At 68.8% G+C, this 14,850-nt stretch carries 11 protein-coding genes and 1 pseudogene; 5 read left to right on the forward strand and 7 right to left on the reverse strand.

Going from position 1 to position 14,850, the window contains the following annotated elements; translation table 11 throughout:
* Positions 1 to 279 precede the first annotated feature (279 nt).
* From OHA73_RS38230 to OHA73_RS38255, 5 genes and pseudogenes are all read right to left on the reverse strand, one after another.
* Positions 280 to 1,749 (reverse strand): aldehyde dehydrogenase family protein, encoded by a 1,470-nt coding sequence (locus OHA73_RS38230; protein WP_327657411.1) that lies wholly within the window; start codon positions 1,747 to 1,749, stop codon positions 280 to 282.
* A gap of 239 nt (positions 1,750 to 1,988) precedes the next feature.
* The gene (locus tag OHA73_RS38235; RefSeq protein WP_327657412.1) at positions 1,989 to 3,518 is read right to left on the reverse strand and encodes a CoA transferase; all 1,530 of its coding nucleotides are present in this window, start codon (positions 3,516 to 3,518) and stop codon (positions 1,989 to 1,991) included.
* Positions 3,508 to 3,861: an acetoacetate decarboxylase family protein gene (locus OHA73_RS45860; protein ID WP_443063173.1), complete on the reverse strand. Its 354-nt coding sequence runs from the start codon at positions 3,859 to 3,861 to the stop codon at positions 3,508 to 3,510. The genes OHA73_RS38235 and OHA73_RS45860 overlap by 11 nt, the downstream gene beginning before the upstream one ends.
* Positions 3,862 to 4,099: 238 nt before the next feature.
* Positions 4,100 to 4,392: pseudogene (locus OHA73_RS38245) on the reverse strand (IS481-like element ISMva2 family transposase); the annotation flags it as partial.
* Positions 4,393 to 4,969: 577 nt separating this feature from the next.
* Entirely contained in the window at positions 4,970 to 5,731 is a 762-nt protein-coding gene (locus OHA73_RS38255; protein ID WP_327657413.1) for a DeoR/GlpR family DNA-binding transcription regulator, read from the reverse strand.
* A 219-nt stretch (positions 5,732 to 5,950) separates the two neighbouring features.
* Between OHA73_RS38255 and OHA73_RS38260 the strand changes: the two genes are divergently transcribed.
* The 5 genes from OHA73_RS38260 (at position 5,951) to OHA73_RS38280 (ending at position 12,528) form a co-directional block, all read left to right on the forward strand.
* Positions 5,951 to 7,402, forward strand: coding sequence for an L-fucose/L-arabinose isomerase family protein (locus OHA73_RS38260; protein ID WP_327657414.1), 1,452 nt, complete (start codon positions 5,951 to 5,953; stop codon positions 7,400 to 7,402).
* Between the two features lie 74 nt (positions 7,403 to 7,476).
* Complete coding sequence (locus tag OHA73_RS38265) at positions 7,477 to 8,940, forward strand: L-fucose/L-arabinose isomerase family protein (RefSeq protein WP_327657415.1); 1,464 nt, start codon at positions 7,477 to 7,479, stop codon at positions 8,938 to 8,940.
* Positions 8,940 to 10,418, forward strand: a complete 1,479-nt coding sequence (locus tag OHA73_RS38270) for a sugar porter family MFS transporter (protein ID WP_267068158.1) — start codon at positions 8,940 to 8,942, stop codon at positions 10,416 to 10,418. Before OHA73_RS38265 ends, OHA73_RS38270 begins: the two co-directional genes overlap by 1 nt.
* The gene (locus tag OHA73_RS38275) at positions 10,411 to 11,442 is read left to right on the forward strand and encodes an alcohol dehydrogenase catalytic domain-containing protein (RefSeq protein WP_327657416.1); all 1,032 of its coding nucleotides are present in this window, start codon (positions 10,411 to 10,413) and stop codon (positions 11,440 to 11,442) included. Before OHA73_RS38270 ends, OHA73_RS38275 begins: the two co-directional genes overlap by 8 nt.
* 300 nt (positions 11,443 to 11,742) lie before the next feature.
* Complete coding sequence (locus tag OHA73_RS38280) at positions 11,743 to 12,528, forward strand: bestrophin-like domain (RefSeq protein WP_266723161.1); 786 nt, start codon at positions 11,743 to 11,745, stop codon at positions 12,526 to 12,528.
* Here the strand turns inward: OHA73_RS38280 and OHA73_RS38285 are convergent.
* Positions 12,523 to 13,827, reverse strand: a complete 1,305-nt coding sequence (locus OHA73_RS38285) for a D-arabinono-1,4-lactone oxidase (RefSeq protein WP_327657417.1) — start codon at positions 13,825 to 13,827, stop codon at positions 12,523 to 12,525. The two genes, OHA73_RS38280 and OHA73_RS38285, sit on opposite strands and share 6 nt — an antisense overlap.
* Positions 13,824 to 14,843, reverse strand: coding sequence for an NAD-dependent epimerase/dehydratase family protein (locus tag OHA73_RS38290; RefSeq protein WP_327657418.1), 1,020 nt, complete (start codon positions 14,841 to 14,843; stop codon positions 13,824 to 13,826). Before OHA73_RS38290 ends, OHA73_RS38285 begins: the two co-directional genes overlap by 4 nt.
* Positions 14,844 to 14,850 lie beyond the last annotated feature (7 nt).

The following is a 14,850-nucleotide window of genomic DNA, read 5'->3' on the forward strand; positions in this document are numbered from 1 at the left end:
TCGTTCGAAACAGCAGAGGCGGACCAGCGAAACAGCAGAGCCGGACCAGCGAAACAGCAGAGCCGGACCAGATCAGCTGAGACAGCGTCCGCCACCATCCAGCCGGCACCAACATCATCCGAGATTGCTGGCATCCCCCTGAAAGCGCGGGTGTTGGGCAAAGTCCGCAGGTGCATCCCCGACTACCTGCTGCTGACGGGGGAGGGCCCGCTGCTTGTCGATGTGAAGCCGAGGCGTCGGACGGGGCCCCGGCTTTCGGGCACGCCGTTGTACGTGGGATCAGCTGAGCGGCTTCTCCAGTACTGCCTTGCGGTGGCTGAACGTCTCGATCGAGTAGCGGCCGTGGTAACTGCCCATGCCGCTCTCGCCGACCCCGCCGAACGGGAGGTCGGAGACGGTCAGATGGGCGAGCGGCAGACCGAAGCCCAGGCCGCCGGACGAGGTCTCGGCTGCGAGCCGCTGCCGAGTGGTGTCCGAGTCGGTGAAGACGTACAGGGCGAGCGGCTTGTCGCGGTCGTTGATGAAGTCGATGGCCGTGCCGAGGTCCGTCGTCGTGACGATCGGGAGGATCGGGCCGAAGATCTCCTCCGCCATGACGGGCGACTTGGGGTCGACGTCGGTCAGGACCGTCGGCGCGATGTACTTGACGGTGCGGTCGCTGTCGCCGCCGGTGACCGTACGGCCCGAGTCGAGCAGCGCGCTGAGCCGGTCGAAGTGCCGCTCGTTGATGATCCGTCCGAACTCGGTGGACGTCTTCGGATCGGCGCCGAAGACCGCCTCGACGGCCCGGGTGAGCGCGGGCTCCAGCGCGCGGGCGGTCTCGGGGTCGGTCAGGACGTAGTCGGGTGCGACGCAAGTCTGCCCGGCGTTGAGGAACTTGCCGCGGACCAGGCGGTCGGCGACGACGCCCAGGTCGGTGCCGCGGTCGACGAACGCCGGGGACTTGCCGCCCAGTTCGAGGGCTACGGGGGTGAGGTGTTCCGCGGCGGCGCGCATCACGATGCGGCCCACCGCGCCGTTGCCGGTGTAGAAGATGTGGTCGAAGCGCTCGGCCAGCAGGGCGGTGGTCTCGGGGATGGCGCCTTCGACGACGGCGACCGCGTCGGTGTCGAGGTACTGCGGCAGCAGCCTGGCAAGAACCGTGGACGTGGCGGGGGCCAGTTCGCTGGGCTTGGCGACCACCGCGTTGCCTGCGGCGAGTGCGCCGAGGAGCGGGGTGAGCAGGAGCTGCACCGGATAGTTCCAGGGGGCGATGACCAGGACGACGCCGAGAGGGTCGTACTGCGTCCAGGCCGTCGCGTCGTCGCCGAGGTGCTGCGGGACCGGGGCGGGTTCGGGGCGCAGCCAGGCGTCGAGGTGGTCGAGCGTGTGGTCGATCTCGCGCACGGTGAAGTCGATCTCCGTGCGGAAGGCCTCGGTGGAGCTTTTGCCGAGGTCCGCGTGGAGGGCGGCGGCGATGTCCTGGCCGTGCGTGGTGAGCAGCTCGCGCAGTCGGTGCAGCTGGGTCGTACGCCAGGCGACGGGCTTGGTGCGACCCGAGTGGAAGGTCGCTCGCAGCCGGGAGACGACGTCTGCGGGCTGTTCGGGGGTGGAGTGGTTCACGGTGCCTCGCTGGTCGGGCGCGGACGGGTGGGGCGGCCGCGCGACGTACTCGGTAGCTGGACGTACAGCCGCACGTGCGACTGGATGTATATGCCAACCTTTCAAGTGTCTCAATAAATTCCGGAAATTCCGGGCGAACAGAGGCACTCTCCGTGAGGTTGGGAGTGGGGTCCAAGCGCCACGCGAAGATCTACGAAGCCGAAGCCGAGTGATCCCTCTGAACCAACTGTGTGGCAGGCGGATCTGGGGCGCACCCGCGCGGGCTCGACGACTCGGGTCAACGGTTCCGTGCGGACGTTGATACGAGAGCCGGCGAGCCCGGGAACGCCGAGCCCTGCTGACCGATGCCGCCGGTCCACGATCCGGTCCAGCACGGCCGTCGGTGCTCAGCTGGGGCGAGGGAGCCAGACAGGAGCGCTGCTGCCGCGCGGAAGCAGGACGTCACGGAAGCGGCCGGGAGTCCTGGACATGACGACCTGGTCGGTGACGCCCTGGTAGTGGCCGCAGGGGGTCTGGGCGGTGAAGGTGTCCGGGTCGAGGTAGGCGTGCGGCGATTCGAGGTCGGGGCTGAGGGCGACCTCGTGGGCGTAGTCGCGGTCGAAGACGCCGAGGCTGAGGATCCAGCTGGCGATGCGGGTGAGGTTGAGGGTGACGCGGTAGCTACCGCCTTCGGTGGCACGGCGCATCAGTGCGGCGAGCGCGCCGGTGGTGGCCAGCCAGGAGAGCACGTAGTCGTTGACGACGTTGATGTACGGCAGCGCCGGAGTGCTGGTCGGCCCGGCCGCGATGCCGTCCGCGCCCTCCATCAGCATGATGCCGCTGAGCGCCCCGGCGGTCTGGTCGAAGCCCACGCGGTGGGCCCACGGGCCGGTCTCGCCGGCGAGCGAGATGCTCACGTGGATGATGCCGGGCCGGACGGCCGCGGCTTCCTCGGCGCTCAGGCCGATCTGCTCCAGGTAGCCGGGGCGGCGGTTGGCGTAGAAGAGATCGGCGTCGCGCAGCAGTTCGCGGATCTTCGCCCGTCCCTCAGGACCGTAGGGGTCGAGGGTGGTGGAGCGTACGCCGACGTTGGCGGTGTTGTACGTGGAGTCGTGCTCCAGCTCGTTGGGGCGCCAGATGTTCAGCACGTCGGCGCCGTGCTGGGCCAGGTCCCTGCCCACCCCCGCGCCCGCGATGACGTGGCCCATGCCCAGAGCGCGTACACCTGAGAGCGGCTGGTCGGCGGCGCTGGACAGGGGTTCGGGCGCGCTGTCGCCGATCTTCTCGATCTTGACCAGCGGATCCTGGGCGATGTGCTCGTACGCCGGTTCCTTGAGGAACTCCTCGGTGGTGAGCAGCATCGGCATGACCACGCCGGCCTCCTGTCCTGCCTGCGCCAGATCGGCGGCGTTCCACTGGGAGACGGCGTCCGCGACGGCCTCCTTCTCGGGCCAGGTGCGCAGCAGCTTGTAGACCGCGTTCTTGATCTTCGGGTAGGGGTTGAGCGGCATGACCCAGCGGCTGTCGCGTGCCTGGTAGAAGCCGAAGCCGAGAGGGTTGACCGGGTCCGACGGCGCGCCGCCGGGGTAACCGTTGAGCAGCTCCCACTTCTTGTCGTAGAAGGGGCACAGCCGGTGCGGGGCCTTGCGCAGGTCCATCGTGATGTCCTGGCCCTCGCCGCCGCGCCGGCGCCACAGTGCCGCCAGGGCAACGGACTTGGCGGTCATGCCCAGGGCGGGGACGGCTCCCAGGCGCATGATGCTCGGGACGATCGGGTCGCTGCCGATGAAGGTGATCTCTCCGCCGCTGTCCTCGGGGCGGAGGCCGGCCGGGGAGAGTACCTCGCGCAGGGCCTGGTGGATGTCGAAGTCGTCCTCGTGGGCGATCGGGTTGGCGATGGCCTTCTTGATGCGGCCGGTGAGTTCTTCAGCGCTCATGAGCGGGACAGCCTTTGCGGTGGGGCGGGGGTGTCTGCGGTGGGGTGGGAGGAGGGTGGGCCGGATCAGTCGTCGAAGCTGTCGCCGGGGGCGCGCATGAGGGCGATCTGCTTGAGCTTCGCTCGCCCGGTACGACCTCCACCAGCGGCACCAGGTGCGGCGGGTCGAAGGGGTGGCCGACGACGAGCCGCAGCGGCTCCGGCACGACCCGCTCCAGGACCTCGGGATCCGTCCGGTACGTGATGTTCAGGTACTCGCGGTCCGTGAACCGGTACGCGCCCGCCGGGAAGGCCGAGGCATCCAGTGGTGTCGTCGGTGCACGGACGACGTCCTCGGCTCGCACAGCTCTCGCCTGCCTTTCCTGCCACGTCGGGGTAGAGAGGTGTTCACTCACAAAATGCCGCACACGTCTGGGCCGGTCATCCCGAGCGGGCGATCGAGGCGGGGCAACCCTCTTCAGTTGTAAAATGCAACAGAAATACTGTAGGTCCCGGCATCTTGTGTTGCAAATTGCAACCCTGAGTGTGGGATGCGCATGTGATCATGCGAGGGGCCGGGAAACCGCCCGGCGTGGGCGGATCGGCGAACGGGCCCGAGACGTCCAGCAGTTCACGGCGCAGGGGCTGGTGTCGCCGCTCGGTCTTTCCCGTCGTGGTCGGTGAGTACGGTTTGATCTGCTTGGCGGTGACGCCGTTCTCGCGGTAGACGCGTTCGAAGAGCACCTCGGCGGGCCGGAGCCTGGTGAAGCGTCCGGTGAACTGCTTGCCGTTGTCGGTGAAGACCTCGGCCGGCGCCCCGTAGGCCGCATCGCGCGCACGAAGCCGTCGGCCAGGAAGATCCCGCCGACCAGGTCCAGTTGCCACAGATACGTAGGTGTCACCGCACCGCAGATGAGCCAAGGCGAGCAGGGCCTGGCGTGCAGCAGGAAGGCGCCGCCGCCGCGTCCCGACCTGCTGCCGCCTGACTGTCAGTTGTCCGGTCAGGAACCGCAGGTCTGTCCAACTCGCGGTCAGCAACACCAGCTTGGAAACGGCTCAATGTCAGGGGGATTTACGAACCGAGACAGTCGGCTCTGCCGTGAAGGTGTTCGTCTACGGAGCCCATGACTCTGTGGGCCGGGACGGCGCCCCTTGTTCGCCGTTCCACCGGGGCTTCGTCGTCGACGGGGACTTCCTCGTTGTGAGTGCGGTCCGGGTCGGCCGGGCCGAAGTGGGCGTATGCGTACGCGAAGGGGTCGTCCATATTCATAGACTTAAGGTCGGCGAGGGGGTGGTGGTGTGGAGCGCCGGGCGGTAGGGGCGAGGGTTAACTCGCACGATCGCTTCCTCGTGGTCCGGTTGCCAAAGCGATCTGTTGCCTCCTTCGTTCCACCAGGCGGCAGGCCGGGATGTTCTTCCCGGTTGAGCTCGTCCGGCATCCGGTGATCACCGCCCACGTACTTCGCCCGCTGGTCAAAGGATCTCCACGAGTTCCCTGTACGGCGTCAGCGTGGCGTCGTCCGGGGCGAGTTCGGTGACCAGTAGATCCACCTCGTCCAGCCCGAGGCACTTGGCGACGGCGTGCCGGTTGAGCTTGGTGGAGTCGACGGCGAGAACGGTCCGTTTGGACACTGTCACCATCGCTCGCTTCACCGTGGCCTCCTCCGCGGTGAACTCGGTCGACCCCAGTGCCGGGTCGAGGTAGGTCGCCGACAAGAAGCAGGTCTCCAGGGCGAACTGCTGGAGGGTGAGTTGGGCCAGCGGGCCGACCAGGCTGCCGGTGTCGACGTCGCTGCTCCCGCCCGTGCTGTAGGCCCGGACGCCGGGGATCCGGGAGAGGCGGTGGAACGTCTCGAGTCCGGTGGTGACCGCGGTGAGGTCGCGCGGGGTACGGCTCTGCAGGGCGAGCGCGAGGTGGTGGGCGGTCGATGATCCGTCCAGCCCGATGCCGCCTTGGTCGGGCACGAGGGGCAGGAGCTTCTCCGCGATCCGCCACTTCGCCTCGGCGCCGCGGCCCAGTCGGTGCTCGAAGGTCCAGGTGTCGACGGGTACGGCACCACCGCGAATCCGTCGTACGGCCCCCTGCTCCTCGAGGAACTGGAGGTCGCGGCGGATGGTCATCGGGCTGACCCCGCAGCAGTCGGCGAGTTCGTCGACGCGTCGGACGCCCTCACGGAGGGCGGTGATGATCGCGGCGCGACGCGCGTCACTGGCTTCGCCGGTGTTCGAATCCATGGGAAATGTGTACCACAACGAACACAGGCACCCACCGAGTCGGATAACTTCGAGGGGGCTTCTGGTGCCGTTTCAACCCGCTGGATCAGGCACTTGGCGACCCTGGTCACGAGATCTCTAATACGTTTCAACCCTTGCCTTCGGCGTGAACTCCGTGTTTCATTTTTCATCGAATGAACACAGTGGGCGATGCTGTCCACCGGTCGAAGGAGACCTCTCGTGAACACTGACCATCTCGTCCGGGGCGGCGCAGCTCTTGAGCGCATCACCCACCGGAAGACCCGCATCGGCCTCGTCGCCGGTGGGCTCGGCGCCTACTGGCCACAGTTCCCTGGTCTGCTGGACGAGCTGCAACGTTGCGCGAGTGTCGTTCGCGACCGCTTCTCCGGCTGGGACTGTGAGGTCATCGACGCCGGATTCGTCTCCGACCCGCAGGACGCGGCGGCCGCTGCGGAGAAGCTGCGCAAGGCGGACTGCGACCTCGTCGTGGTGTACCTGACCACTTACCTGACGTCGTCGATGGTGCTTCCCATCGCGCAGCGGGCGCACGCTCCCGTGCTGCTGATCGACATGCAGCCGACCGAGGCCATGGACCATGCCTCTTTCGACACCGGCAAGTGGCTCGCGTACTGCGGCCAGTGCCCGCTGCCGGAGGTCGCCAACGTCTTCCGGCGTTCCGGCGTGCCCTTCCGCTCGGTCTCCGGCCACTTGAACGACACCAATGCCTGGAACCGCATCGAGCGCTGGATCCGCGCCGCGGATGTGCGCGGCACGCTCAGGCACGCCCGGCACGGCCTCATGGGCCACCTGTACCCGGGCATGCTCGATGTCTCCACCGACCTGACACTCGTGTCGAGCCAGTTCGGTTCGCACGTCGAGGTGTTGGAAGTCGACGACCTGCGTGTGCGGGTCGCAGAGGTGGAGAAGGAGCAGGTCGACGAGCGGGTCGAACTCGCGCGGCAGGTGTTCACCTTCGCCGAGTCGGTCAACGAGGAGGACTTGCGCTGGGGTGCCCAGGTCTCGGTCGGCCTGGACCGTCTGGTCGAGGACTTCCAGCTGGACACCCTCGCCTACTACCACCGAGGCCTCGGCGGTGAGCTCCACGAGCGGCTGGGAGCCGGCATGATCCTGGGTGCCTCGCTCCTCACCGCGCGCGGAATCCCGGTGGCCGGCGAGTACGAGCTGCGTACGAGCCTCGCCATGCTGATCGCCGACCGGATCGGTGCGGGGGGCTCGTTCACCGAGCTGCAAGCCCTCAACTTCACTGACGGAGTCGTCGAGATGGGCCACGACGGTCCCGCACATCTGGCGATCAGCGCCGCCGATCCCCTGCTGCGCGGGCTCGGTGTCTACCACGGCAAGCGTGGCTGGGGTGTCAGCGTCGAGTTCGACGTCAAGCACGGAGCGGTCACCACGTTCGGCATCGGCCAGGAGGCCGACGGTACCTACACCGTGATCGTGTCCGAGGGCGAGGTCGTTCCCGGTCCGCTCCTCGAGATCGGCAACACCACCTCACGCGTGGACTTCGGGTGCGACCCGGGCGAGTGGACCGATGCCTGGAGCGCCTCCGGGATCGGCCACCACTGGTCGCTCGCCGTCGGGCACCGCGCGCGTGACCTCAAGGCCGTCGCCGACCTGCTCGGCCTCCCGTTCACCCACGTTCGAGTCTGATTCTCCGCTCCCACGCCGCCGCTCCCACGCTGCTGTTCCCGACCCGGCGCCCGGGTCCGTCCCTCAGGAGAGCCATGTCCTTCACCGTGCAACGACGCGAGTTCCATCGGCCGCCGCATCCGCTCCAGCGGGTGGACGGCGTCACACCGAAGATCGGGTTCGTCTCCGGCGGACTGGGCGCCTACTGGCCCCAGTTCGACGGACTGCTCGATCAGCTCAAGGGCGTCTCCGACGTCATCCGGCAGCGCATCGAGGCGCTGGGGTCACGGGTGCAGGACTTCGGTTTCGTCTCCGACCCGGTCGAGGGCGACGCCGCCGCGTCGGCGATCCGCAGCGCCGACTGCGATCTTCTCGTCGTCTACGTCTCCACGTACATGACCTCCGGTCAGATCCTTCCTGTATTGCGGGACTGCGGGGCCCCCATCCTTCTGGTGCAACTGCAGCCGGGCCGGAAGATGGACCACGCCACGTTCGGAACGGGAGACTGGCTGGCCTACGCCGGGTCCGCCGGGCTGCCCGAGATCTGCGTGGGTCTCGAGCGGCTCGGGAAGCCCGTCCGGGTCGTCGCCGGGCATCTGGACGACGAGCGGGCCTGGCGCTCCATCGAGCGCTGGGTGGCCGCGACGGGCGTCATGGCCACACTCAAGCGAGCACGCCACGGGATGATGGGGCATCTGTACCCGGGCATGTTCGACATCGCCACCAGCATCACCTCCGTGCTGTCCACGTTCGGCGGGCACGCCGAGATCCTCGAACTCGACGATCTGCGCGTCCGGTACGAGGCGGTGACCGAGCCCGAAACCGAGCGCGCCCTCGAGACGATCCGGTCGTGCTTCGAGATCACACCGGGCATCGACTGGGACAACGTCCGCTTCCAGGCCAGGGTGTCGGCCGCGCTGGACACCCTGGTGCGGGACTACGACCTGTCGACCCTGGCCTACTTCCACTTCGGGCAGCCGAGCGACATCTACCAGAAGCTCGCCACCGGCTTCCCGATCGGCGCAACTCTGCTGACCTCACGCGGGATCCCTTCGGTCACCGAGTACGAGGTGCGCGCCGCGATCGCGATGTACGTGCTCAACCTGCTGGGCGGCGGTGGCACCCTCACCGAGGGACAGGCGCTGGACTTTGACGCCGGAGTCGCCGAGATCGGCCACAACGACGCCGCCGACATGGCGATCACCGCACGGAAGCCGGCCCTGCGTCAGCTGGACGTCTTCCACGGCAAGGGCGGCGGCGGCGCCTCCATCGAGGTCGACGTGGCACCCGGCCCCGTCACCCAGTTCTCCATCGGTGAACTGGGCAACGGGCGGCTGCGGTTCATCGCCTCGGAAGGCACCGTCGTCGACGGCCCGCACATCAAGATCGGAAACACGACCTCGCGGGTGGACTTCGGTTGCGACCCCGGAGTGTGGACAGAGGAATGGGCCAAGTCGGGCTCGACACACCACTGGGGCATGGGCGTCGGACATCTGGCCGACGACATCGAGGCACTCGCCGACCTGCTCGGCGCCGAGTTCCGCAGGGTGCAGCCGTGATGGGCGCCGCACAGTCGGCCCCGCCGAAGAAGCCGGTCGAGCGTGGTTCCGCCTTCTCCGTCTTCGTCGCGCTGGGCGCGAGTCTCGGTGGCCTGCTCTACGGGTACGACACCGGCATCATCGGTTCCGCCCTGCTGTTCCTGCGCGACGACTTCGGCATCGGGGACAACGCGTTCCTCCAGTCGGTCATCACTTCCATCACGCTGCTCGGCGCGATTGCGGGCGCGGTACTGACCGGGCCGCTCTCCGACCGGCTCGGCAGGCGCAAGACGGTCCTGGTCGTCTCTGCAGCGTTCATCGCGTTCGCGATCGGCTGTGCACTCGCACCGGACGTGGGCACCCTGATCGCTTTCCGATTCCTGCTCGGTGTGCCGGTCGGCGGCGCCTCGCAGATCATCCCGCTCTACATATCCGAGCTGGCACCACCCAAGAGCCGTGGCTCCCAGGCCGTGCTCTTCCAGGTGATGATCTGCGTCGGCACGCTGCTCGCCTACGCTTCCGGTCACGTGCTCGGGGCCGACGCGGCCTGGCGCGAGATGCTCGGCATCGCCGCGATACCGGCCGTACTGTTCCTGATCGCGATGACGCTGCTGCCGGAGAGCCCACGCTGGCTTGCCATACGCGGTCGTGAGGCGGAGGCCAGGGCAGTCCTGCGTCGTGTGCGCGCCGACGAAGCCTCGGTGGAGGCGGAGATCCACGACATCCGGCAGATCGACTCGAGTGACACCGGTACCTGGACGGACCTGCGCCGACGGTGGGTACGACCGGCGCTCGTCGCCGGGGTCGGGGTGGCGTTCTTCTCCCAGGCCACCGGGATCAGCGCGATCATCTATTACGCGCCCTCACTGCTCGAACTCGCCGGGTTCGGCACGGGGGCCGCGACACTCGCGTCCATCGGTGTCGGGGTGTCGCTGACCGTCTTCACGGTCCTCGGGATCTACCTGCTCGAACGCTGGGGCAGGCGCAGGCTCACGCTCATCGGACTGCCCGGTGCGGTCGTGGTGCTGGGCATCATGGCGGCGTTGCTGCCGTGGACGGCATCGGCATCGGCGTCGATCGGCTCAGGGGCACAGACCGTCGTCGTGGTGTGCCTGCTGGCCTACTTCGCGTTCAACGGCGGCAGCCTGTCCGTGGTCGCGTGGCTCTACTTCGCGGAGATCTTCCCGTTGACCGTGCGGGGGAAGGGCGTCAGCTTCTGCGCGTTCGTGCTGTGGGTGACCAACTTCCTGCTCACTCTCGTGCTGCTGTTCGCCGCCGACGGCTTGGGCGTCGGGATGGTGTTCGGTGCGCTCGCGGCACTGAACGCGTTGGCCTTCGTGTTCGTGTGGTTCTGGATGCCGGAGACCAAGGGACGAACCCTGGAAGAGATCGAAGCCAGCCTCCGCAACGGAACATTCACACCTCACCGCAACCGGCCCGTCGGCCGGTCCGCCTCTTCCGACCAGACACAGAAAGACCCGGTGTACGACCATGACTGACCACGGAGCACGGCCCGCGACCATGAAGTCGCTTGTGCTGCACGGCAAGCGGGACCTGAGGCTGGAGGAACGTCCGGTGCCCTCTCCGGGCCGCGGCGAGGTTCTGCTTGCCGTCGGCTCGGTCGGTGTGTGCGGCTCGGACAAGCACTTCTACACCGAGGGGCGCGCCAGCAGCGACGTCATGACGGAGCCCTTCGTCATGGGCCACGAATTCGGGGGCCGCATCACGGCCGTCGGAGAGGGCGTGGACGAGGGCAGGGTCGGAGAGCGCGTGGCGGTGGAGCCGCTGGTTCCGTGCGGCTCGTGCAGGCAGTGCACGCATGGCGAGTACAACATCTGCCCGACCCAGAAGTTCCACGGCGTCCCCGGAGCGGAAGGTGCGCTCCAGGAGTACGTCGTGGTACCGGCGGCCAACGCCTTCCCGATCCCGGACTCCGTGAGCGACGCCGCAGCGGCCATGGTGGAGACCATCTCCGTCTCTTTGTGGGCCGGCGAACGGGCCGGGATCACCATCGGGGAGAGCGTTCTCATCACCGGAGGAGGCCCGATCGGCCTGTTCGCCCTCCAGGTCGCGCGCAACAGGGGTGCCGCACACGTCGTCCTGGTCGAGCCGCAAGAGGCCCGCAGGGATCTCGCCAAGAGCCTCGGGGCCGAAACGGTCGCTTCGCTGGAGGAGGCCGAGGGAACCTTCGACGTGCTCATGGAATGCACAGGTGTACAGCAGGTCCGCCACGACGGATGCCTGTATGTCCGGCCCGGGGGCCGCGCAGTCTTCATCGGTGTCGGACACCAAGACGCCGGCGTGCCCATGCCGGCAGTCATCGAGCGTGAGGTGGAGATCCGCGGCGTCATGCGGTACCGCTTCACCTGGCCCACCGTCATCGCCGGTCTCCGCGACGGCCGCTTCCAGGCGGACGACCTCGTCACTCGCACACTTCCGTTGGAAGAAGCACACCTGGCATGGACGCAGGCCCCTCAGGGGCCGGACGTGAAGACCATCATCCGGGTGGGCACGCAGCCGTAGGCTCCGGCATCTGGTGCGGAGGGCGTCGGTGCCCTGAACGTCCTCAGGTGTGTTGATCGTCCTCCCGGCAGTGACGTGCGGGTTCGGAATGCGCTCGAGATGTTGGGGCACCACGCGGCGCGGGTACGAGCGTGATCAGGTGGCAGACTCGCTGAGGTACTCCCACACCGGCCCGTACACCTTGCAGCAGCGGAACACGCGGAAGAAGGGACACTCCCCGGCGCGCGTCCCGTCCGTCCGTACCGAAGCGGTTACCGTACGTGAGTACGAGTTTGGTCCACGCAGTGGGACGGGGCACTGATGTATCTGTACGGGGTGCTGGTCGCGTGCGGCGCGTTCGTGCTCGGCGCGACTGCGGCGTGGCTCTGGACTCGTCATGTCGACCGGCGGTGGCCCATCCAGAGCGGTCCGGTCGTAGCCGCTTCGTGCGGTGCCGTCGCGTCGCTGTATGTCCTCACGATCGCGTTCCTGATCGTCAACACCAGTGCGAGCCTGGGCAATGCCCGCGCGGGTGCTGTCGCCGAGTCCGGCGCGCTGCGTGACGCCTATCTGGTGGCCCAGCGCTACCCGGCTGCCGAGAGGCGCGAACTTCAGGCTTCCTTGCGTACGTACACCGACACGGTGATCGACGTGGAGTGGCCGCGCCTCGCCCGTGGTGAGGACTCGCCGGCCGCATGGAATCAGCTGGACGCTCTCCACAACCGCATCCTGGCGAGTCACGATGCCCCGGCCCTCGCTCAGGCGGATCTGCGCACCGCGCTGCACGAGGTCTACGTACAGCGGCGGCTCAGGGTCGCGGCAGCGGACGACGGCATCCCGCCCGTACTGCTCGGCTTCCTGATCTCCACCGCGGTCCTCGTCCCGCTGTACTTCCTGCTGATGGGGTGGCCCACCGGCGTGCGTGCCAGGGCAGGACTGGGGACGACCGCGGCGCTGTTCGCGGCGGGGATCTGGATCGTGCTGCAGCTCAACCACCCCTTCGCGAGCGGGATACGGGTCACCTCGGACAGCTTCAAGGACGCCTTGGCCCGCATGGAGCAGGTGGACAGCCGTGACGTTCCCGCGGCGTCGTTGCCCCGCTCATGACCCGAGCAGCCGGTCCAGGTAAGGGCTACGGAACACACGGTCCGGGTCGAACGCGTCGCGTGCGGCGCGGAAGTCGTGCCAGTGGCGGTAACGGTCGTGCAGAACCGAGGCGTCGAGGCTGTGCCGTTTCGCCCAGTGCGGGCGGCCCCCGGCCTCGACGAGGATCTCTTCGGCGGTTCGCAGCCAGCGGTCGCGGCCGGGCGTGCGCGGCGCCGCGAGGTTGATCCACGCGGTCGCGCGGCCCTGCGCCGGGCTCAGCCAGGCGGTTTCGGCCGGGCCCGGCCGAATCTCCAGCGGCAGGACGCTGGTGAAACCGGTACGCCGCAGCGCCACGCGCAGCCGCTCCACCGCTTCGGGCAGCCGCTCCAGAGGGATGCCGTACTCCAGGGCCGCGAACCGCAGGCGCTGCGGGAACACGCAGCAGGTGTGGGCCGGGCCCCGGTGCGGCGGGGCCGGAGCCGGGCGGCACAGTTCGGCCAGTCGTTGCGCGGCCGCCCGGGGGAGCGGGCTGCGGGCGACGGCGGCGCGCAGCGCCCAGCCGCGCAGCAGGTCGTCGCGGATCGTCACCACCGGCGAGACGGCGGCGGACGGCCGTGCGTCCGACGCAGGTTGCAGGGTGTGGTGGCGCACCCGGTCCTGCCAGGGGAACCAGAACGCCGACACGTGTTCGGCCGATGCCGCCCACCGCACCGGATCGGCCAGGAGGCCGCCCAACGCGCCGTCCGCCTCGCGGCGTTCCAGCAACTGCCCCGGCACGCAGCGAAGCACCAGCCGGGTCACCACGCCCAGCGCCCCCAGCGATACCCGGAACGCGGGCAACAGGTCACTCTCCAGGTCCACATCGCGCATGTCGCCCGTCCCCGTCACCACCCGGAACCCGACCACCTGCGCCGACAGCGACGCGTGCCGGCCGCCGCCGTGAGTGCCGGTGGCGACGGCGCCGGCGAGCGTGGGCGCGGTCGTCGTGGGCAGACCGTGGACCGTGAGTCCCCGCAGGTGCAGCGCCGCGGCCAACTCGCCCAGCGACGTACCGGCGCCCACGGTCACCGTGACCGCTCCGGTGGCCGCGTCGGCCCTGCCGATCGCCAGCACCCCGCGCAGTCGTCGTACGTCCACGAGCATCCCGGGCGTACAGGCCAGCGGTGCGAACGAGTGGCCCGCGCCGACCGCCCGCACCGGGACCCCGCGCTCCCGGGCGGCCCGGACCAGGGTGGCCACGTCCGCCTCGCTCCGCGCGATTGCGTACGTCTGCGGCGAACAGCGGGCTGTGCCGGCCCAGTTGGACCACGAGCGCGTCATGCTCCGAGCGTCGTGGAGGGCACCGGCGCCGCCGCGTCGACCTGTGCGGCGATCCACGCGTACGTCGGCCGCAGCCCCTCGGCCAGCGGGACGACCGGGGCCCAGCCGAGAGCGGCACGGATCAGCGTGTTGTCGCTGTTGCGGCCGTGCACACCCTGCGGGGCAGCTGTGTCGTAACGGTGGCGCAGGCGGACCCCTGCGGTCCGCGCGACCAGACGGGCCAGGTCGCCCACGGTGATCAGTTCAGAGGTGCCCAGATTCAACGGCTGTTCGACGTCACTGCGCATGATCCGGCGGATGCCCTCGATGCAGTCGTCGACGTACATGAAGCTTCGGGTACGGGTGCCGTCGCCCCACACCTCGATCTCCTCGCGCCCGTCCCGCACGGCCTCGGCCACCTTGCGGCAGAGCGCCGCCGGGGCCTTCTCGCGGCCGTCGTCCCACGATCCGTACGGGCCGTACACATTGTGGAACCGGGCGATGCGCACGGTCAGGCCGAAGTCCTCGGCGAAATGCCGGCCCATCCGCTCGGCGAACAGCTTCTCCCACCCGTACCCGTCCTCCGGCTCGGCCGGATACGCCATGTCCTCGCACAGCGCCTCGACCCGGGCGCTGCCCTGCCGGTACGCGGGGTACACGCACGCCGACGACGCATAGAAGTAGCGCCCCACCCCGCGGTCCCGCGCGGCCAACAGGAGGTGGGTGTTGATGAGCACGGACAGCATGCAGGCCGCTTTGTTGTTCTCGATGAACCCGATGCCGCCCATGTCGGCGGCGAGGTTGTAGATCTCGTCGACGCCGTCCGCCACCTCCTGGCACGCCTCGCGCAGCGCCAGGTCCGCACTCAAGTTCAGGGCCTTCGGGTGGAGTTGGTACCAGCGGTCGAGCGGTTTGACGTCGACGGCGGTGACCCGTTGCCCCTCGGCGAGCAGCCGGGCGACGAGGTGGCCGCCGATGAAGCCGCCCGAACCGGCGACGAGTGCATGCGGTTGGTCCGTGCCGAGAAGCGACGACATGGTGGTG

It is taken from the genome of Streptomyces sp. NBC_00483, from assembly GCF_036013745.1.
In the GTDB taxonomy this organism is placed as follows: Bacteria; Actinomycetota; Actinomycetes; order Streptomycetales; family Streptomycetaceae; genus Streptomyces.

What these genes read in the sequence shown, in the direction of transcription:
- OHA73_RS38235 (WP_327657412.1), bottom strand. Translation starts at nt 3,518, where the DNA reads ATGAGCGCTGAAGAACTCACCGGCCGCATCAAGAAGGCCATCGCCAAC.
- OHA73_RS38255 (WP_327657413.1), bottom strand. Translation starts at nt 5,731, where the DNA reads ATGGATTCGAACACCGGCGAAGCCAGTGACGCGCGTCGCGCCGCGATC.
- OHA73_RS38265 (WP_327657415.1), top strand. Translation starts at nt 7,477, where the DNA reads ATGTCCTTCACCGTGCAACGACGCGAGTTCCATCGGCCGCCGCATCCG.
- OHA73_RS38270 (WP_267068158.1), top strand. Translation starts at nt 8,940, where the DNA reads ATGGGCGCCGCACAGTCGGCCCCGCCGAAGAAGCCGGTCGAGCGTGGT.
- OHA73_RS38275 (WP_327657416.1), top strand. Translation starts at nt 10,411, where the DNA reads ATGACTGACCACGGAGCACGGCCCGCGACCATGAAGTCGCTTGTGCTG.
- OHA73_RS38280 (WP_266723161.1), top strand. Translation starts at nt 11,743, where the DNA reads ATGTATCTGTACGGGGTGCTGGTCGCGTGCGGCGCGTTCGTGCTCGGC.
- OHA73_RS38285 (WP_327657417.1), bottom strand. Translation starts at nt 13,827, where the DNA reads ATGACGCGCTCGTGGTCCAACTGGGCCGGCACAGCCCGCTGTTCGCCG.
- OHA73_RS38290 (WP_327657418.1), bottom strand. Translation starts at nt 14,843, where the DNA reads ATGTCGTCGCTTCTCGGCACGGACCAACCGCATGCACTCGTCGCCGGT.